This window comes from Actinomadura rugatobispora (assembly GCF_042656285.1).
Taxonomy (GTDB): domain Bacteria; phylum Actinomycetota; class Actinomycetes; order Streptosporangiales; family Streptosporangiaceae; genus Spirillospora; species Spirillospora rugatobispora.
Genome location: NZ_JBHSON010000030.1, coordinates 69,634 through 87,304 on the forward strand (window position 1 = coordinate 69,634; position 17,671 = coordinate 87,304).

At 71.2% G+C, this 17,671-nt stretch carries 18 protein-coding genes and 1 pseudogene; 6 read left to right on the plus strand and 13 right to left on the minus strand.

The window, feature by feature from the left end:
• Positions 1 to 7: 7 nt before the first annotated feature.
• The 7 genes from ACFPZN_RS21955 to ACFPZN_RS21985 form a co-directional block, all read right to left on the minus strand.
• Positions 8 to 493, minus strand: a complete 486-nt coding sequence (locus ACFPZN_RS21955) for a hydrogenase maturation protease (protein WP_378283953.1) — start codon at positions 491 to 493, stop codon at positions 8 to 10.
• Entirely contained in the window at positions 490 to 1,788 is a 1,299-nt protein-coding gene (locus ACFPZN_RS21960; protein ID WP_378283954.1) for a Ni/Fe hydrogenase subunit alpha, read from the minus strand. Before ACFPZN_RS21960 ends, ACFPZN_RS21955 begins: the two co-directional genes overlap by 4 nt.
• Positions 1,772 to 2,569, minus strand: coding sequence for an NADH-quinone oxidoreductase subunit B family protein (locus ACFPZN_RS21965; protein ID WP_378283955.1), 798 nt, complete (start codon positions 2,567 to 2,569; stop codon positions 1,772 to 1,774). The genes ACFPZN_RS21960 and ACFPZN_RS21965 overlap by 17 nt, the downstream gene beginning before the upstream one ends.
• Positions 2,570 to 2,596: 27 nt before the next feature.
• A complete protein-coding gene (locus ACFPZN_RS21970; RefSeq protein ID WP_378283956.1) occupies positions 2,597 to 3,397 on the minus strand; it encodes an FAD/NAD(P)-binding protein in 801 nt (266 codons plus the stop codon).
• 8 nt (positions 3,398 to 3,405) lie between these two features.
• Positions 3,406 to 4,320: a universal stress protein gene (locus tag ACFPZN_RS21975; RefSeq protein WP_378283957.1), complete on the minus strand. Its 915-nt coding sequence runs from the start codon at positions 4,318 to 4,320 to the stop codon at positions 3,406 to 3,408.
• Between the two features lie 94 nt (positions 4,321 to 4,414).
• Positions 4,415 to 5,536: a 4Fe-4S dicluster domain-containing protein gene (locus ACFPZN_RS21980; protein WP_378283990.1), complete on the minus strand. Its 1,122-nt coding sequence runs from the start codon at positions 5,534 to 5,536 to the stop codon at positions 4,415 to 4,417.
• Positions 5,537 to 5,734: 198 nt separating this feature from the next.
• A complete protein-coding gene (locus tag ACFPZN_RS21985) occupies positions 5,735 to 6,586 on the minus strand; it encodes a universal stress protein (protein WP_378283958.1) in 852 nt (283 codons plus the stop codon).
• 224 nt (positions 6,587 to 6,810) lie between these two features.
• Between ACFPZN_RS21985 and ACFPZN_RS21990 the strand changes: the two genes are divergently transcribed.
• Together ACFPZN_RS21990 and ACFPZN_RS21995 are read left to right on the plus strand one after the other, a co-directional pair.
• On the plus strand, positions 6,811 to 8,172 hold the full coding sequence (locus ACFPZN_RS21990) for a nicotinate phosphoribosyltransferase (protein WP_378283959.1): 1,362 nt from the start codon (positions 6,811 to 6,813) through the stop codon (positions 8,170 to 8,172).
• Between the two features lie 322 nt (positions 8,173 to 8,494).
• The gene (locus ACFPZN_RS21995; RefSeq protein WP_378283960.1) at positions 8,495 to 8,935 is read left to right on the plus strand and encodes a PASTA domain-containing protein; all 441 of its coding nucleotides are present in this window, start codon (positions 8,495 to 8,497) and stop codon (positions 8,933 to 8,935) included.
• A gap of 137 nt (positions 8,936 to 9,072) precedes the next feature.
• On the opposite strand, the gene ACFPZN_RS22000 is transcribed toward ACFPZN_RS21995, so the two are convergent.
• Positions 9,073 to 10,026 (minus strand): ferritin family protein, encoded by a 954-nt coding sequence (locus tag ACFPZN_RS22000; protein ID WP_378283961.1) that lies wholly within the window; start codon positions 10,024 to 10,026, stop codon positions 9,073 to 9,075.
• A 400-nt stretch (positions 10,027 to 10,426) separates the two neighbouring features.
• A pseudogene (locus ACFPZN_RS22005) lies at positions 10,427 to 10,817 on the minus strand (transposase family protein); the annotation flags it as partial.
• A 183-nt stretch (positions 10,818 to 11,000) separates the two neighbouring features.
• On the opposite strand from ACFPZN_RS22005, the gene ACFPZN_RS22010 reads away from it, so the two are divergent.
• Positions 11,001 to 11,159, plus strand: coding sequence for a Rossmann-fold NAD(P)-binding domain-containing protein (locus ACFPZN_RS22010; RefSeq protein ID WP_378283962.1), 159 nt, complete (start codon positions 11,001 to 11,003; stop codon positions 11,157 to 11,159).
• Between the two features lie 161 nt (positions 11,160 to 11,320).
• Here ACFPZN_RS22010 and ACFPZN_RS22015 read toward each other — a convergent pair whose 3' ends face one another.
• The 3 genes from ACFPZN_RS22015 to ACFPZN_RS22025 form a co-directional block, all read right to left on the minus strand.
• Complete coding sequence (locus ACFPZN_RS22015; protein ID WP_378283963.1) at positions 11,321 to 11,809, minus strand: GNAT family N-acetyltransferase; 489 nt, start codon at positions 11,807 to 11,809, stop codon at positions 11,321 to 11,323.
• Between the two features lie 402 nt (positions 11,810 to 12,211).
• Positions 12,212 to 12,829, minus strand: coding sequence for an anthrone oxygenase family protein (locus tag ACFPZN_RS22020; RefSeq protein ID WP_378283964.1), 618 nt, complete (start codon positions 12,827 to 12,829; stop codon positions 12,212 to 12,214).
• 2 nt (positions 12,830 to 12,831) lie between these two features.
• A complete protein-coding gene (locus ACFPZN_RS22025) occupies positions 12,832 to 13,470 on the minus strand; it encodes an SDR family oxidoreductase (RefSeq protein ID WP_378283966.1) in 639 nt (212 codons plus the stop codon).
• Positions 13,471 to 13,775: 305 nt separating this feature from the next.
• Here ACFPZN_RS22025 and ACFPZN_RS22030 point away from each other — a divergent pair, with 305 nt between their 5' ends.
• Positions 13,776 to 14,150 (plus strand): hypothetical protein, encoded by a 375-nt coding sequence (locus tag ACFPZN_RS22030; RefSeq protein WP_378283967.1) that lies wholly within the window; start codon positions 13,776 to 13,778, stop codon positions 14,148 to 14,150.
• 150 nt (positions 14,151 to 14,300) lie between these two features.
• On the opposite strand, the gene ACFPZN_RS22035 is transcribed toward ACFPZN_RS22030, so the two are convergent.
• Positions 14,301 to 15,065: an SDR family NAD(P)-dependent oxidoreductase gene (locus ACFPZN_RS22035; RefSeq protein WP_378283968.1), complete on the minus strand. Its 765-nt coding sequence runs from the start codon at positions 15,063 to 15,065 to the stop codon at positions 14,301 to 14,303.
• Between the two features lie 681 nt (positions 15,066 to 15,746).
• Here ACFPZN_RS22035 and ACFPZN_RS22040 point away from each other — a divergent pair.
• Together ACFPZN_RS22040 and ACFPZN_RS22045 are read left to right on the plus strand one after the other, a co-directional pair.
• Entirely contained in the window at positions 15,747 to 16,913 is a 1,167-nt protein-coding gene (locus ACFPZN_RS22040) for a sensor histidine kinase (protein WP_378283970.1), read from the plus strand.
• A complete protein-coding gene (locus tag ACFPZN_RS22045) occupies positions 16,910 to 17,590 on the plus strand; it encodes a response regulator (protein WP_378283971.1) in 681 nt (226 codons plus the stop codon). Before ACFPZN_RS22040 ends, ACFPZN_RS22045 begins: the two co-directional genes overlap by 4 nt.
• Positions 17,591 to 17,671: the final 81 nt, after the last annotated feature.

Below are 17,671 nucleotides of genomic sequence, written 5' to 3' on the forward strand. Positions count from 1 at the left end.
GCTCCCCTCACTTCCCGGCCTCTGGCCCGAGCAGCGCTTCCTCGATGCGCCTGGCGACACCCGCGGCGGCCTCCTCGACCTGGGGCGTCAGCCCGGGCCCGAGACCGAAGTCGAGGCCCTCGATCGCGTGGACGCGCAGCCGGCGGGGCATGCGGTCGACCGCCCGCCCCAGTTCGACCGCGTGCTCCAGTCCGAGCGCGTGGCTGCTGGCCGCCGGGCCGCCGCCCTCCTGACCGAGCTTTTCTCCGCCCGTCGCTTCCATGTCCATCTCGTGGACGCGGCCAGGACGGGGCGGGTCGGCGCGCACGGCGTCGACGACGATGGCGAGGAGCGCCCCGCTCCATAGTTCGATGAGGCGGGCGGGTTCGCCGTCGGTCACCGCCAGGGTCGCCGGGACCTTGCCGCGCAACGCCTCGACCACCGCCGGGCCGGCGCCGTCGTCGCGGCGGAAGGTGTTGCCCACGCCGATGACGACGACGCCCTCCGCGATCATGTCCGCTCCACGGTCAGGTCGAGGAAGTGGGTGGAGCAGGAGATGCACGGGTCGTAGTTGCGGATGGCCTGTTCGCACTGGCGGGCCAGGCTGTCGTCGTCCAGGTGGAGGCGTCCTGCGACGAAGCGCGCCAGGTCGTCCTCGATCGCGCCCTGGTTCTGCGACGTGGGCGGGACGATGCGGGCCGAGGTGATCAGGCCGTCCCCGTCGAGCGCGTAGCGGTGGAACAGGACGCCGCGCGGCGCCTCGCTCACGCCGTGCCCGGTGCCCTCGCGCGGCGGCACCGGCACCGACGGCCGCTCGGGCGGTTCGTAGGAGCCGATCAGCCGGAGCGCCTCGTCGATCGCGTAGACGATCTCGACGGCGCGCACCAGGATGCTCTGGAACGGGTTCCGGCATTCGGCGCCCAGCCCCGCCCGCTCGGCGGCCTCCAGCGCCAGCGGTGACAACCGGTCGCGGTTGAGGGAGTAGCGTGCCGTCGGCCCGGTCAGGTACCGCCCGCCGTCGTCGGTGAAGCGGGCGTGCAGGGCCGTCGAGTGGGGCACCTGCTCCTCGGTGACGCGCTGTTCGAAGGCGTCGGCCGTGAAGGACCGCCCGGCGCTGCTGTGCAGGACCCCTCGTTCGATGGGGTACCGGTCGGCCGACAGCGCCAGATGCTCGTGATCATGGGTGAAGTCGGGGAAGTCGAACCCGGCCGCCCATTCGACGGTGTCCAGGGCGTCGTCGAGGGCCCGGCGCAGCGGCTCTGCGAGCGGCGCCAGGTCGCCGGGGGCGGGAGCCCGGTAGAAGCCGCCGACCCGGACGTTCACCGGGTGGATGGAGCGCCCCCCGATCGTTTCCATCAGGGCGTTTCCGGCCTTCTTCAGCCGCAGCCCCCGCTGGACGACGTCCCGGTGGTCGCGGGCCATCTCGACCGCGCCCGGATAGCCGAGGAAGTCGGGCGCGTGCAGCAGGTAGACGTGCAGCGCGTGGCTTTCGATCCACTCGCCGCAGTACAGCAGCCGCCGCAGCTCGTCCAGGCGCCCGTCCAGGGTGACGCCGCAGGCGGCCTCGACGGCCTGGCAGGCGCTCGTCTGGTAGGCGACCGGGCAGATCCCGCAGATCCGGGCGGTGATGTCGGGAGGCTCGGTGTGGGCCCGGCCCCGCAGGAACGCCTCGAAGAAGCGGGGCGGCTCGTAGATGTTCAGCCGCACCTCTTCGACGCGGGCGTCCCGGACCCGGACGTACATCGCCCCCTCGCCCTCGACCCGGGCCAGTGCCCCGACGGTGAGGCTGCGGTCATGCCGGTGGGTCATCCTCGTCGTCCTCGTGCTCGGCGCCGTCGTTGAACGCGGCGACGTTGAAGGTGGACAGCACCCGGTGGGTCTCGTCCTCGGTCATGTCGAGCCAGGGCAGCAGGCCGCGCGTGTTGGGGCGCTCCCCGCTCCAGTTCGGCGAGGGCCCGAAGCAGCCGTAGCAGCCGCGCCCGTAGGCCGGGCAGATCGCTCCGCAGCCGGCATGGGTCACAGGCCCCAGGCAGGGCGTTCCCCTGGCGACCATGACGCACACGGTGCCGCGGCGTTTGCACTCGAAGCAGACACTGTGCCCTGGAATATCGGGTTTGCGGCCGACCAGGAACGCGGTCAGGACCTCCAGCAGCTGCCGCCGGTCGATCGGGCACCCCTGCAACTCGAAGTCGACCTTCACGTGCGCGGCGATCGGCGTCGACCGGTCCAGCGTCGCGACGTACTCGGGCCGGGCGTACACGACCGAGGCGAACTCGCGCACGTCGGCGAAGTTGCGCAGCGCCTGGACGCCGCCGGCGGTCGCGCAGGCCCCGATGGTCACCAGCGTCCGGGAGATCTCCCTGACCTTCAGGATCCGTTCGCGATCCTCCGGCGTGGTGATCGATCCCTCCACCAGCGACACGTCGTAGGGACCGCCCGCCACGCCGCTGGAAGCCTCCAGGAAATGCGCGATCTCCACCTCACCGGCCAGCTCCAGCAGCTCGTCCTCGCAGTTCAGCAGGGTCAGCTGGCAACCGTCGCAGGACGCGAACTTCCACACGGCCAGCGTCGGTTTCTCCGCCTTCCTCATGGCTCCTCCCCCAGGGCCTCCGAACACCTAGAGCTCTCGTACCGCCATCAGCGGGACGGCGCTCTCGTACGGGACGACCGGCCCGTCACGGCACAGCAGCAGCGGGCCGAGCTGGCAGTGACCGCACCATGCGACGCCGCACTGCATGTTGCGCTCCAGCGAGACCCGCACGTCGGCGGCCGACACCCCCCGTGCGACCAGCGCCTCGGCCGTGAAACGCATCATGACCTCCGGGCCGCAGACGAACGCGGCGGCGCCCGCCGGGCCGATCTCGACCCGGTCGGCCAGCGCGGTGATCAGGCCGACATGCCCGGACCAGCGGAAGTCGGCGCGGTCCACGGTGACCTCGCCCCGGGCGCCGAGCGAGCGCCACCGGTCGAGTTCGGCCGTGTAGAGCAGGTCCTCGGGGGTGCGGGCGCCGATCATCACCGTGATCCGCCCGTAGGAGTCCCGGTCCGCGAGCGCGTGCAGCACGGCGGCCCGCAGCGGCGCCAGGCCGATGCCGCCCGCCGCGAACACCACGTCGCGCCCGCGCGCCTCCTCGATGCCCCACGCCGTGCCGAACGGACCGCGCAGACCGATCACCCCGCCCGTCTCCGTGGCGCACAGGGCCCGGGTGACCGCCCCGACCCCCCGGACCGTCTGCTCGATCCGGGGCAGAACGCCGCTCACGGAGATGGGCACCTCCCCGACCCCGAAGGCGTACATCATCGTGAACTGCCCGGGCCGGGGCCGCGCGATCGCTGCCGCGACGGGCTCCAGCCCCACGGTGACGGTGTCATCGGTGTCCGCCCGCCGGGCCGCCACCCGGTACGGCACAGGGGTCATCGCATCCATCACCGACGCCGATCGGGTACCACCGCCACCGGGCAGCGGGCGCGATGGAGCATCGCGTGGCCGACCGAGCCGAGCAGCAGGCCGGTGAAGCCTCCCCGTCCCCGCGTCCCCACGACCAGCAACTCGGCGCTGGCCGAAGCCTCGGCCAGGGCGGGGGCGGGGCGCGCGTGCACGACCTGCCGTCTGAACGGCACGTCAGGGTGCTCGGCCTCGCAGCCCGCCGCGAAATCCGCCAGGGCCGCATCACATTCCTCCGTCACCACCTCCGGTTCGAAGAACAGGGTTTGCCCGGCCCTCGGATCCTCGGCCAGGGGCTGGGTCCAGGCCAGCACCGCCCGCAGCGACGTCCCGCGCAGCGCCGCCTCCCCGAACGCGAACTCCAGGGCCGCCGCGCTGCCGGGTGAGCAGTCCACCCCGACGACGACCCCGGCGGCCGGGGCCTCGGCGGCCGGCTCCTGAGCCGCCGGTTCCCCGGCCTGCCCCACAGGCCGGCCGAGGTGCACCGCCACGGCCGGGCACGACGCGTGTGAGATCACCCGCAGCGCCACCGAGCCCGGCAGGAGCCCGGCCGGTCCGCCCGCACCGTGGCCGCCCACCACGACCATGGCCGCCCCGCCCGACTCCTTGATCAGGACGTCGGCGGGCCGGCCGCCGACCTGCCGGCCGGACACCTTCACCCGGGGAGCCGCGGCCACGGCTCGCCCCAGCGCCTGCTCCACGACCGCCTCGCCGTTGGCGTGCGTCCACTTCCGGATCGCCTCGCTCCGCGGGCCCGCCGGAAGGTCGAACAGCCGGGGAGCGATCGCGTACACGACGCGGAGGGGAGCGCCCCTGCGCGCGGCCTCCGTCGCCGCCCACTCGACCGCGACCAAGCCGTACTCGGAGTCGTCGACCCCCGCGACGATCTCGTCCATACCCACGACGCTAGCCTCCGTGGCAGCTCAGAGCCGGGGACCTTGGTCCTGGTCCGGCACTCCGATGGCCCCGCTCCGGGCCGGGAGAGGCCGGTCACGCGCCGCCCGTCCGCTCTCGTTCCGCGTGGAAGACGGCCGCCTCGGCGGTGATGTCGATGCCGACCGGGCACCACACGATGCAGCGGCCGCAGCCCACGCAGCCCGAGGAACCGAACTGGTCGTACCAGGTGCCGAGCTTGTGGGTCATCCACTGCCGGTACCGGCTGCCCGGCGAGGCCCGCACGCTCCCACCGGGCAGATGGGAGAAGTCGAGGTCGAAGCACGACTCCCACCGCTGCCACCGCTCGGCATGATCACCGGTCAGGTCGGTGACGTCCTCGGTCGTGGTGCAGAAGCACGTCGGGCACACCATCGTGCAGTTGCCGCACGACAGGCAGCGCCCCGCCACCTCCTCCCAGTGCGGGGAGCCGAGGGCGTCCTTCATCAGGTCGTGCAGATCGGCCGCGGGCATCTCCCGCCCCATGTGGTCGGCGGCCTCCGCGACCTCCGCGTCCGCCCGCGCACGGACGTCATCGCCCGCGGCCTCGCACGGGATGCTCTCCAGCAGCCGCTCCCCCGCCTCCGACCCGGTTTCGGCCAGGAACCGGGCGGAGCCGTCCCCGTCCACCAATTCGGTGAGCACCAGGTCATATCCGGGGCCGGCCCGCGGACCCGTGCCCATGGACGCGCAGAAGCAGGTCTCCCCCGGCTCGGTGCAGTTGACCGACACGACGAAGACCTGCTCGCGGCGCCTCCGGTAGGCGGTATCGGCGTGCTCGCCCCCCATGAGCACCCGGTCCTGGACCAGGATCGCCCGGAGATCGCACGGGCGTACGCCCAGGAACGCGTACCGGGGCGCCTCCTCGGGCCGGTCATCGATCGCGAAACCGCCCTCGGTCCGATCGGCCTGCCACAGTCGGACCCGGGGCTCGAGCAGATAGGGCTTCCACGACTGCGGGCCCGCCGAGTGCCCGAAGGCCGCACGATCATCCCGCCGCCGCACCCGGTAACCGCCCGGGGCGAGCGTGACGCCCCACCCGTACGGGAGATCGTCGGCCGACGACAGCTCGTCCAGCACGATCGCCTCGTCCCGGACGGTCGGCCCGACGACGGTGTACCCGGCCGCCCGCAGCGCGCCGAACAGCCCGCGCACGTCCGCCAGCAGCACCGGAGACATGATCGTCACCCCACCTTCCGCTCAGGCACTCTGGTTCCCAGCCAACGACCACCGACACTGCTTTGACCAGGGTCTTTGGGCCCGAGCCCCGCGCTCCGCCCGGTCACGACCGGAGCCCGTTCCCCGACCGCGACGAAGCAGACCCACGACCGGCCCCGGGACCTTGGCCCCTTCCAGGGCACATCCAAGGGCGGCGGTTCAGGCCCGGCCGACCGAAGGGGTGACCGCCACCGTGCAGGGTGAGTGCTGCAACAGCGCCGTGCTGGTCGCCCCCAGCACCAGGGACCTCACGGTGCCGGTGCCCCGGTCGCCCACGACGGCCAGATCGGCCCTCTCGGCGGCCCGCAGCAGGGCGGTCCGCGGGCCCTCCATGATCAGGGAGGTGTCGACCTCGACCCGCGGGTACTTGTGCCGCCACGCCGCGACGGCACGTTGCAGCAGCGCACCGCACGACCGTTCCAGCTCCTCGTGATCGGCGAACAACGCCAGGTCGGACCCGGCGACCGCGCCCGGCTCCCAGCATCCGTGGACCGCCTCCAACCGCCACCCCCTCAGCGCCGCCTCCTCGAAGGCGAACGCCAGCGCCGCGTCGCTGCCCGCCGAACCGTCGACGCCCACCATGACCCGGCCGTGCACGGGCTCGGCCGGGCGCACGGTCACCACGGGCACGTGCGCGCGCCCGGGCAGTTGCAGGACGGTCGACCCGATCAACGGCGATCCCTGTTCATGCGAGCCGATCACGACCAGTTCCGCCTCGTACGACTCGTGCATCAACGCCGCATAGGCCGGTCCGTCCGCCAGCCGCTTCTGGATGCGCAGCGATGGTGCCAACTCCCGCGCCTGGTGCACTCCGCGCTCCAACACGTGCAGGCCCATCCGCTTCACGGTCTCCTCAAGGTCCAAGTCGACATGGCCGATCGGATAGGGCCAGCGCCAGCAATGGCACACCACCAGCTGGCTGCGCCGAAGCCGGGCCTCCTCCACCGCCCAGCGCAGCGCCCGCTCGCCTTCCTTCGTCCCCTCATAACCGACCAGCACGCTCGGATACATGGCCCCTCCTCACGCGATGGCGACGGGCGTCGCCGTCGTTCGAACCCCTGAGTTCAGGCTCGGGCCATCGCTGCGCGGCAGGTAGAGGCGAAAGTCCCAGGCCATCGCTTCGCGAAGGGACCAAAGCCTCTTGGCCCGCGAACGTGCCCTGGACGAGGGTCGAAGGGGAGCCGGCCAGGAGACCGGCAGCCGCACCTCAGCGAGAACGGCAAGGAACGAGCACGATGACGGGTGGACTGATCACCGACCTGTACGAGCTCACCATGGCGGCGAACTACCTGCGCCGCGGGATGAACGGCCCGGCCACCTTCAGCCTGTTCGTCCGTGACCTGCCGCCCGATCGCGGGTACCTCGTCGCCTGCGGGCTGGAGGACTGCCTGGCGTTCGTGGAGGACTACGGCTTCACCGAGGAGGACCTGGACTACCTCCGCGAGGAACAGCACTTCGACACGGCGACGCTGCGGGCACTGGAGAAGCTGCGGTTCACCGGCGACGTCTGGGCCGTTCCGGAAGGCCGGGTGGTGTTCCCCGGAGAACCGCTGCTGGAGGTGACCGCCCCGATCGCCGAAGCACAACTGGTCGAGACGGTCGTGCTCAACCACCTCACCTTCCAGACCTCGATCGCCACCAAGGCCGCCCGGTGCGCGCGAGCGGCCGGTGCGGCACGGGTCATCGACTTCTCCTTCCGCCGCACCCAGGGCATCGACTCGGGGCTGGCCGTCGCCAGAGCCTCCTACATCGCCGGTTTCGCCGGCACCAGCAACGTGGAGGCGGCCCGCCGCCACGGCCTGCCCGCCGTGGGCACCATGGCCCACTCCTTCGTCGAGGCCTTCCCCGACGAACAGGCGGCCTTCGAGGCGTTCACCGCGGATTTCCCCGACCGGACGACCCTGCTGGTCGACACCTATGACACTCTCGACGGCGTCCGCGCCGCGATCCGCACCGCGCTCCGCGCCGGCGGGCCCGGCCTCCTCAGCGGGATCAGGCTCGACTCCGGAGATCTGGGCGCCCTCGCCGTTCAGGCCCGCCATCTGCTGGACCAAGCCGGCATGTCCGGTACCCGCATCGTGGCCAGCGGCGGGCTCGACGAGTTCAGCATCGCCGACCTCACCGCCGCCGCGGCGCCCATCGACGTCTACGGGGTCGGCACCAGGATGGGCGTATCAGCCGACGCGCCCTCCCTGGACAGCGCCTACAAACTGGTGGCCTTCGAGGGCCGGCCGGTCATGAAACTCTCCACGGGCAAGGCCACCGCCCCCGGCGCCAAGCAGGTGTATCGCAGGGCGGAACGCGACGTCATCACGCTGCGGGACGAGCCCGCACCGCACGGCACGCACCCCCTGCTCCTTCCGGTGATGCGCGGCGGCCGCCGGATCTCCCCAGCCGAGCCCCTCACCAGGGCCCGGGAACGATGCGAGGCAGACATCAATGCCCTGCCCGCTCCGATCACACGGCTGCGCCGTCCCGAAACCGCCACTGTGCGGCTCAGCCCACGGCTGGAGCAAACCCGCGACGACCTCCGCGCGGACCTGCTCTCCAGAGTTCGGCAGGCCCGCACACGCGAAATGATCGACGACGGCGCATGACGCGCTCAGCGCTGTCAGCAAACGCCGACCAACAAGGCAACCGGTCGCCTACCCCACTTCGGCCGAGATTGTTCGCGCCCCGCCTCGCGAAGCGAGGGCTTGGACCTCCGGCGTAGTCAAGAAATTCTCGAAGCAAGTTCGTGACATCATGCCCGATCGTGAGCAGGACAAAGGGAACGAATATCTTCTTTCGGTCTGATGGCGGTGGCGGTCCTCTGTTTGGGGGCATGCTCGGTCGGAGCCGAAGGCACCCCCTCAGGGGCCGGGCAAGGGGCCAATGCGGGGGCACAGCGTCCATCGCCTAGGCTCCCCCCTCGACGCGGTGAGCAGCGAACTTGAGCGCTCCTGGCCCGCCTACACCGCCGTCTACCGGGCTCTGACCGACGGCCACGTGTTCGACGGCGAGTCATACTCCGGCACCTGGCTGGTTTGTGTCCAGACCGAGGACGCCCGGGCCGAGAAAGTGGAACTCGGCTTCCTTCCCCCGCAGGTCCCCTGCCCGGCCGGCGGGCAGGTCGGCAACTGGCCCGCGGTGCCGAATTTCGTCGGCAAGAGCGGCACAGAGGCGAAAAGCACTGCCACACGGATCGGCTTTCCCAACGTCAGCAGCGAGCCCATCGTCCGCGAGGGCTGTGACGACCGCGAACACCTCGAACGCACCGTCTGCGGCCAGACCCCACCCGCCGGGCAGAGCATGCGTGAGCACTACGGATCAACACTCGCCCTACGGGTCGCCTACAGCAGAGGATCCTGCACGCCCTAGGACGTATTTCGGTAGAACGGCATCGGCCGAGCAAAAATCCGAGCCTCAGCATCTCACCTGTCGGCGTGGGACGGTGCGCTGCCCCACTCCCACGCCTCCATCAGGCCGACCTATTTCGCCAGGTGTTCACCGAGCTATCACTTGCCCTGCCCAAGCGCTTTGAGGGCGCGCTCGAACGCCCGTGCGTGCCCCGCCTCGTCGCGCGCATTGTGACGAAACAGCGCCGCCACCTTGACATCTCCGACCTTCTTCGCACGTCTGGCAAACGTCGGATATATCATGCGGGACTCGTACCACTCACCGGCGACGGCCTTGGTGAGGTTGGCGCGTGTCTTGCCGACGAACCCGCGAAGTCTTGCCTCCGCGGCAAAGTGCTCGCGCAGCTCCACGGCGGCGGCACCGCGGAACAGACGCGCCACCGCCCGGTTGCGGACGTGCCGCGCGAACCAGAGGTACTTGGCGTGGGCCATCGCCTCCCCGCGCATGGCCGTGTCCAGGTTGCGCAGTGTCCGCTTCGCCCGGACCTTTCGAGGGCCGGCGGGCACCTGCACCGCTTCGACCTTCGGCGGCGCCGGAACCTTTCCATGGCCGGTCTCCACCACACGCAGCGCGGCCCTGAAGGCGCGCAGATGCGTGCCCTCGTCACGGGCGATCTCAGCGAATCGTGCGGCGGCTTCGCGGTCGCCGTCGATCTTGGCCTCACGAGCGAACCGCGGATACATCGTGCCGTGTTCATAACTCTCGCCTGCGATGGCGTCGCGCAGGGCGGCCACGTCGCCGCGCGGCAGGCCACTCAGCTTGGCCTCTTCGGCGAAGTGCTCGCGCAACTCCACGGTGGCCGTCCGGTCGAAAAGGCGAGCGACCGTCTTCCGCCCCTCCCGCCGGGCCTGCACACCGTACAAGCGGTAGGACGCGTAGGCGAACGCCTCCCCTCCCATGGACTGCCGCAGGTCTGCCAGGGTCTGGGGCTTTGGTGTCCGGCCCGGCGGCGCACTGAACGATCCGGGCGTCGCGAAAGCAGCCCCCACGGGGGCGCACAGCATCAGCACGATTGCAGCCGTGGCGATACTTCGTGTGGGCAGATGCGCCATGAGACCCCCAAGTCCACGCGAAACCACTCTGAGGGGTTTCCTGACTACCCTCCGCGACCACGGGTAGTGGCGATCTGCCGAAACCTGATCGAGGCTTGACGGCAGACCCCGGCGCCCATTGCCCATCCCGTTCGTCAGCAATCAGTCACCCGTCCGAACTGAAAGACGGTTCAACTGCGTGGATTGCCGCCAAGTCTCCAAAACCACCCACATCGTTGATGGGAAATGTGTTGGCTGGTCAGTGCTGCCTACCGTTGAACCATCCAGCCCGTCGTAGGGTGCGAATGCCCCGGCAGGGGCGATATGACTCGCCGCCCGCCCTCCGCGTGACGACGAACGAGAAGTCCCCGCCTGGCACGGCCCGGTGGTCGACCGGGCCCGCCCCCTCGTCCACCGCCCCGGACGCCGCGGAGATCCCGACAGACAGGGCAGACCGGTCCGTTCGGTGAGCAAGTGGATCTTCGACCCAGGCACCCCGGTCGACAGGTTTCGAGCCCGTCAGCCCCCCTTTCGTGGCCCGAACGTTGACCGAGTCGATCGCGCACCGCGACCAGTTCAGCGCCCCCGCTGCGCCCAGTTCGTCCAGCATCACCCGGTGCAGCTTGGCCCACACCCGCGCATCGCTCCACTCGAGCAGCGGTAGATGGTCTGCCAGATGGCGCCAACCACCGGCGGGCCCTGCTGCCAGGTGCAGCCGGTGGTGGCCACGAACACGATCAGCACCCACCGCACCCTCCGGCACCGCCACGGCCGTGACCACCGGACCGGCCCGTCGACCTCGCAGGACCCGGCGCATCCAGCCCTGCCCGTCACGCCGACGGCACCCGCGTCCAGGGCCTGGAATGGCCGCAGCCGACGGGCGGATCGGCGCGGTCGAAGGCATAGCGGCAGCTACTTGACCGCGGCGTCCGGGTACTGGCTGTTCCACCACCTCACCGCGCTACGGCAGCGACGCGCGGTCCGCCGAGCGGGTCGTGACCGAGATCGAGGGGGCAGGCGGGCGCGCGTTCGCCGTCGGCGCCGCCCTGGGCGTTCCCGGTGACGTCGACACGCTTTTCGCGGGCCTTGAGGCCAGGCTCGACAAGCACCTCGGTGTCCCCCCGGAGGAGACCACGCCTGAGCGGTTCGACTAACTGGTGGCGGTCAACCTCAAGGCGCGTTCTCCATCATCCAGCGGGCGCTGAATTCTGGGCCTTCGCGCTCGCCGCCCAGCTCGTGGCGGTCGTGGCCGCCCTCACCGCCGCTTGGGGATGTCGCGCACGGGCCGGGCCCCGCGCGGGCGGCTTCGAGCCGCTCACAGAGAACGGTGCATCATGTGGAGCCCGACATAGCCCTTGTCGGGGTGCCGGAAGCCCTTTGGCACGGTGCCCAGCACCGTGAAGCCGAGGGACTCGTACAGCTTCACGGCCTGCACATTCGTCTCGACGACGGCGTTGAACACCATCGCGCTGAAGCCCGCGGCCTGTGCCCACGTCAGCGAGTCCTCGCACAGGGCCCGGCCGGCTCCACGGCCCTGGTGCGCCGGATCGACCATGTAGCTGGCACTGGCGATGTGTGAGCCGTTGCCCGCACGGTTGGCGTACATGTTCGCAGTGCCGACCACCGCTCCGGTGGTGTCGACGGCGACGACCACACGCCCTGGGTCCGGGACGAGCCACATGCCGCGGGCCTCTTCCTCGTCAACGTCGAGTGGGTAGGGGAATGTGGCCCCCGCCGCAACGATCTGGTGAAAGAACGGCCAGATGGCGGGCCAGTCCTCGGCCGTGGCTTTTCTGATCAGCATGCTCTGCGATCTCCGCAACGAGGAGAAGGACGCATGGCCGAGCGGGCGTGCACCGGCGATCGAGCCGGGCGGACGCCTCCGTGGATCCCGATATCGCCGCCCGGCTGTGCCTTGCGCATGTTCGCTCCTTTCTCAACGGCCTGGGCTTGCGGGCGTGCCATGATTCGCCGGTTGGCTCGCGGGCGGCGTCAGCATGGAACGCGGCACCCTGCGGCGCGTGGACTCGTGGCCGAACCATCACGCCACATGCGGGGCGGAATGTGCCGAACGAGGTCATGACGCCACCGGTGCTGGTGCGCGGATACCTTCGGCCGCTCTCTGGCGGCCACATCACCGGTCGACAGCAGGGTGCCCACACGGCAGCACGCCCGTGAGCCGACGGGCTGGGGATCGCTTACCTCATCAGGGCTGGACGGGCGGTGCGGGCGCCGGCCCGTGGGGCTGTGGTCGAGTCGGGTGCTGGTCGACCGCGGCCACCGGTTGGCGGGACGCGCGGCCCGCGTCCGCGGCGCCATCGGCCTTGACGCGTTGCCCGCCGTGGATCACCAGGGCCCAGGCAAGGCAGGCGAAGGCGGCGATGTTGGCCAGGGTGCGGACGATGTGCCAGGCCATCCACGTGCTCTCGAAGTCGGCGCGCACGGCGGCGAGATCCTTGATGCGCGCCGGGTCGCCGGCCTTGTCGATCCGCTCGTTGAGCGGGATGTTGGCGGCGAAGGTGATGACGAACGTCACCAGGTAGAGCGCCAATCCGGCGATGATCCACGGTAGGGCGTCCCGGCCGTGCCCGCGCCAAGCGAGATACGCCGCCAGCCCGCCGAACAGGATCGCGCCAAGGAAGCTGAGGAAGAACCAGCCGTTCTGGATGGCACGGTTGAGTTGCTGGACGGCCTCGACGAAGGTGCGGTCACTGCTGCGGCCCAGCCCGGGCAGGATTGTGTAGGCCCAGTCGGCCATCAGCCCGGCGACCATGCCGGTCGTGAGCGTCGCGGCGATCAGCGAGACCGTGGACAGGTACTTCATGATCATGCTCCGTTCCAGACTCCGGTGGCGGCAGTGCGCCGCGCGTGGTCGGCGAAGTCGGTGGGCGGGCGGCCGATGGCCCGCTGGACGCCGTCGGTCGGATGGGCGTTGCGGCCGTCCAGCACGGTGGTGAACAGGTAGGCCAGGAACTCGACCACGTCGCCCGGCAGTTCCTGGCGGGCCGCGACCGCGACGTCGGCGATGTCCTCGACAGGCTCGGGCACGTCGCCCGCCGGCAGCGCGACCTCACCGCCCCGCACCATGTCCAGCAGGTGGTCCTCGCTGAAGTTCTGCGCGAACCAGCTCGACCGCACCACCGTCAGGTCGGCCCCGGACGCTCGTACGCGTTCTTCGGCGGCCTGTGACTCCTGCCCACCGCGGCCCGACAGCAGCACCAGCCGCCGGGCGCCGGAGGCGACCGCCATGTCGGCGAACGCGCCGCCCGCGTCCGCCGCCCCCGGCGTCGCCAGATCCGGGTAGAACGCTTCGGTCTCCTGGACCCGAGGGGCGGGGTTCTCCCGGTCGAACGGCGGCTCGCCGGACCGCGAGCCGATACGGACGGCCATCCCGCGGTCCTGAAGCCGCCAGGCCACCCGACGGCCGGTCTTGCCGGTGCCGCCGAGCACGAGAGTGGTGTTCATGGACGGATCACTCCAATGAGCGGTTGCGGACCTGCTCAGGCCCGGCAGGGGGATGAACGTGCGGGGTTGCAGGAGTCGGTGGACCTGGTCTCGTTGGCGCCCCTCGGGCGGATCCGGCCCAGCCCGTGGGCAGACCGGTGCTTCTCGGGGACGCGTTCACCACGAGCGCGCCCGGGCGCCGCACTGCCGCCCGCTACTCCCCGTGGCGTAGCGGACGTGCCGCCCGACGGGTGACGACGCGGGCCGGGCGGGGGCCGCACCATCGCCGGTATCGCAAGCCCCTTCGTGAGCCAAGGAGCGCAGTCATGCACACGCCCCCTCTCAACCGGGCAACGCTGGTCACGGTGACCGGACTGGCCGCCGGCGCCGTCGGCCTGGTGATCCAGAAGGCGGCCGGGGTGGAGATGCCGCCCGTGCCACCCGGCCTGATCATCCTGACGCTGGTGGCCGCCCTGGTCGCCGTGACCCGCCGGCCCTGGACCCTCGTCCTGGCCGTCCTCGCAGCCCTGGCCGAGATACCCGGTTTCGTGGGCAGCGCGATCGACGCCGACACGGCCGGCGAACTCGGCGGGGCGCTGGTCCGCGGCGTCGGCGTCACCACCGCCCTCATCGCGGGTATCGCGGCCGCGGTCATGGCATACCGCTCCCCGCATCGGTCCCCGAAGTCGGCGGCTCGATGACCCTGCTCTCCGCTTGCCCGTCCCGGCCCCTCCTGGGACGGGCAGAGCACGGTTGCCATGCGGTCGAGATGATGCTCTCGCGGCCCCGCTTTCGGCGTGCCGCGGATTGCGGGTCGAAAAGGTCGCTGTTCGGCGTCCGGGCATCAGGTGTCACGTGGGGCTGAGGAAGTGGCCGTCGGTCCTGATGACTTCGCCGGTCGTGTTGGTATTGGCGGCGGAACAGAGGAATACGATCAGGCGGGCGACGTCATCGGAGCGGTTGATCGCCCGGGTCGCGGCGGCACGACCGGGCTTCTCGATGAGCTCGGGTGGCACGTGTTCGTCGCCGGGAGTGAAGCCGGGCATGACCAGGTTGGACAGGATGCCCGCGCAGGCCAGTTCGCGGGACATGGCGCGGGTGAGGCCGTGCAGTCCGGACTCGGCGGCGATGTAGGGGGTGCTGTCGGAAAAGCCGTCCTCCACCGGGCCGGTGGAGACATTGACGATCCGGCCCCACCGTTCCTCGCGCATGTCGGCCACAACGGCGCGAGCCAGCAGGTAAGGACCGATCAGGTTGGCGTTCACCGAAGCCGTGAACCGTTCGGCCGGTGCGGTTTCGAAGAGTTCACCGGGTATTGCCCGCCCGGGCCTGCGCACCGCGTTGTTGACGAGGACGCTGATCGGCCCGAGTTCCCAGCGGGCGTCCTCGACCGCCGCCTCCAGCTCCTCGGGCCGGGCGGGGTCGAGTCGAAAGGAGATCGCGTGGCCCCCTCGCTTCACTGCGAGGGCGGCGGTCTCCTCGGCCGCCTCACGGTCGGTGTGGTAACCGACGGCGACGCATGCCTTCTCCTCGACGAAGGCCAAGGCGGTGGCTCTGCCGATGCCCGAACCGGCGTCGGTCACGAGCACGGTCTTGTCCGTCAGTCCCAGCTCCATCCGTTCTCCTTCGGTGTTCGTTCACGGGTACTCACGGCCGCTCCGTGCACCCCTATCCGGGGACGGTTCGCCAGAATCGGCACGCGCCGCCTCGTGCCGTAGTCGGTGAGCAATCGTCGCCATGGCCAGGCTGGTGGTCGGGTGACGGGTGTGCGGCTACCGGTCGAGGACGGCCTTGGCGGGGCCGAACATGTCCCGCAGGATCCGCGGATAGGAGCCGGCGGTGACCGGCTGTCCGGTGCCGTCGTACTTGGCGGCGACCGCGGCCCGCCCTGGTGCCGCCGTTGAGCAGCGGGGCGTCGGTGACGATGCCGAGGCGCATCGCGGTCAGCGGCTGGCACGGCGGCGCCTGTGTGTCCGCGACGGGCAGCCACGGCATGTCGGCGACAGGGCGGTCGAGGGTGAACACCTTCTCCTGTCGATGCCGGTGAGCCGCTGGTGTCGTGTTCCCGGGTCCAACCCGTCCTCCCGTCGATCGGCATCGCCGTCGCCTGCCTGGTGCGTTCCCGTGGGCTTGCTCGCGGGGTGGTCAGGCCGGTGCCGTGATGGGTTCGAGGATGTCCGCCAGGGCGTAGTGCGGGCGTCCGCGTGGCGGCGGCATCGCGTGTACGGCGAATCGCGTCCGCCGCCTACGTCGAGATGGGGACGCCTGAGACCGGGGCCGCCGGTATCGTCGAGCCGGTGACCGGTGGGAAGCGCCGCTGGCGGAGATGGGCGGCAGAGGGCTGGATATGCCTTCCGTTCCTGGCGACCGTGCTGATCGCGACCGGGCCGGCCGCGGAATTCCAGCATGGCTCGGCTCGCTCACCTGACGCCGCGGGCTACGTGATCGTGACGGCGGCGGCGCTGGCGCTGGCGCTGCGGCGCTGGCCGGGCATCGCGCTGGCGGCCAACACGGCGTTCGTCGCGACCTATCTGGCGGCCGGTTATCCGTTCGGTCCGGTGATGCTCACGGTGCCCGTGGCCGTGTACGGGGTGGCCTCCCGTTGGCCGCTGCCGCGCGCCGCGCTGGCGGCCGCCGCCGATCTCGGGGTACTGATCGTCAGCCTGTTCGCCAAGCGGGTGCGTGACGCGGCGGGCGTGCCCGCGGGTTCGGGTTATTACCCGATGCCCAGGGACGCGATCGTGTGGGGATCGATCATCACGGCCGCGCTTGCGGCGGGCGCGCTGTCGCGGGCCCTCCGCCAGGCCGCCACCGGGGTGCACGCCGAGCAGGCCCGCCGCGTGGTCTCGGAGGAGCGGCTGCGCATGGCGCAGGACCTGCACGACTCGATCGGCCACGGGCTCGCGGCCATCGCGATGCAGGCGGGTGTGGCACTGCACGTTCTCGACCGCGATCCCGAGGAGGCCAGGCAGTCCATGAAGGCGGTGCGGGCCACCAGCCGCGAGGCGCTGGAGAACCTGCGGGCCCAGCTCGACGGGCTTCGGGACATGGGGGCGGCCGCCAGGGCTCCCGCTCCCGGCCTGAGCGACCTCGGCCGGCTGACCGAACGCGTCAGGGCCGGAGGGGTGACCGTGCACGCCGACATCGCACCGGACCTGACCAGCCTGCCCACCGCCGTCGACGCGGTCGCCTACCGCATCGTGCAGGAGTCCCTGACCAACGTCCTGCGGCACGCCGGCGCAGTGCCGGTACGGATCCGGATCCGGCGGGAGGGCGACGCGCTGCTGCTGGAGGTCACCAACACCGGCGGTGCCGCCGGGCCCGCCCCACCCGGAAACGGCCTGGGCATTCTCGGCCTGCGCAGCCAGGCCGAGGTGCTCGGCGGCACGCTCACCGCCGGGCCGGACCCGGACGGCGGGTTCGGTGTCCGGGCCCGCCTGCCGCTGGAAGGGGACGGGAGGTGAGCGCCACGATCCGCGTCATCGTCATCGACGACCAGGCGCTGATCCGGGTCGGCGTACGGACGCTGCTGCGTGGCGAGCCCGGCGCCGAACTCGTCGGCGAGGCCGCCGACGGGCGCACCGGTCTGCAGGTCGTCCGCGCCCACAGACCGGACGTGGTGCTGATGGACATCCGGATGCCCGGCCTGGACGGCCTGGCCGCGCTGCGTGAGATCACCGCCGATCCCGCGCTGGCCGCGGTCAGGGTCGTCATGCTCACGACCTTCGGCCTTGAGGAGTACGTGTTCGAGGCACTGCGGCACGGCGCAAGCGGGTTCGTCCTCAAGGACGCCGAGCCCGACGAGTTGCTGCGCGCGATACGGGTCGTCACCGAGGGCGGTTCGCTGCTGTCGCCCTCGATCACCCGCAGCGTCATCGCCCAGTTCGCCCGGCAGAGGCCCGGCATGGCGCCTCACTCCGGCATCAAGCAGCTGACCGAGCGGGAACGCGAGGTGGTCTCCTGGGTGACCACCGGAATGTCCAACGACGAGATCGCGGTCCAGCTGACCATCAGCACCGAGACCGTGCGCACGCACGTCGGCCGGGCCCTGCTCAAACTCGGCGCCCGCGATCGCGCCCAACTGGTCGTCTTCGCGATGCTGTCTGGTCTCACCCCTCCGGTAGACCCTCCAGGTATGTGAGGTGCCCCGCCCCCGTGGACGGAGGCACCGTCACCCGGAAAGCATCGCCGTGGTCGTCGCCCAGCGCCGGCAACGGCCATC

Excerpts from the sequence above, each read along its gene's own strand:
- ACFPZN_RS21955 (WP_378283953.1), bottom strand. The coding sequence starts at position 493 with ATGATCGCGGAGGGCGTCGTCGTCATCGGCGTGGGCAACACCTTCCGC.
- ACFPZN_RS21960 (WP_378283954.1), bottom strand. The coding sequence starts at position 1,788 with ATGACCCACCGGCATGACCGCAGCCTCACCGTCGGGGCACTGGCCCGG.
- ACFPZN_RS21965 (WP_378283955.1), bottom strand. The coding sequence starts at position 2,569 with ATGAGGAAGGCGGAGAAACCGACGCTGGCCGTGTGGAAGTTCGCGTCC.
- ACFPZN_RS21970 (WP_378283956.1), bottom strand. The coding sequence starts at position 3,397 with ATGACCCCTGTGCCGTACCGGGTGGCGGCCCGGCGGGCGGACACCGAT.
- ACFPZN_RS21975 (WP_378283957.1), bottom strand. The coding sequence starts at position 4,320 with ATGGACGAGATCGTCGCGGGGGTCGACGACTCCGAGTACGGCTTGGTC.
- ACFPZN_RS21980 (WP_378283990.1), bottom strand. The coding sequence starts at position 5,536 with ATGTCTCCGGTGCTGCTGGCGGACGTGCGCGGGCTGTTCGGCGCGCTG.
- ACFPZN_RS21985 (WP_378283958.1), bottom strand. The coding sequence starts at position 6,586 with ATGTATCCGAGCGTGCTGGTCGGTTATGAGGGGACGAAGGAAGGCGAG.
- ACFPZN_RS21990 (WP_378283959.1), top strand. The coding sequence starts at position 6,811 with ATGACGGGTGGACTGATCACCGACCTGTACGAGCTCACCATGGCGGCG.
- ACFPZN_RS22000 (WP_378283961.1), bottom strand. The coding sequence starts at position 10,026 with ATGGCGCATCTGCCCACACGAAGTATCGCCACGGCTGCAATCGTGCTG.
- ACFPZN_RS22015 (WP_378283963.1), bottom strand. The coding sequence starts at position 11,809 with ATGCTGATCAGAAAAGCCACGGCCGAGGACTGGCCCGCCATCTGGCCG.
- ACFPZN_RS22020 (WP_378283964.1), bottom strand. The coding sequence starts at position 12,829 with ATGAAGTACCTGTCCACGGTCTCGCTGATCGCCGCGACGCTCACGACC.
- ACFPZN_RS22025 (WP_378283966.1), bottom strand. The coding sequence starts at position 13,470 with ATGAACACCACTCTCGTGCTCGGCGGCACCGGCAAGACCGGCCGTCGG.
- ACFPZN_RS22030 (WP_378283967.1), top strand. The coding sequence starts at position 13,776 with ATGCACACGCCCCCTCTCAACCGGGCAACGCTGGTCACGGTGACCGGA.
- ACFPZN_RS22035 (WP_378283968.1), bottom strand. The coding sequence starts at position 15,065 with ATGGAGCTGGGACTGACGGACAAGACCGTGCTCGTGACCGACGCCGGT.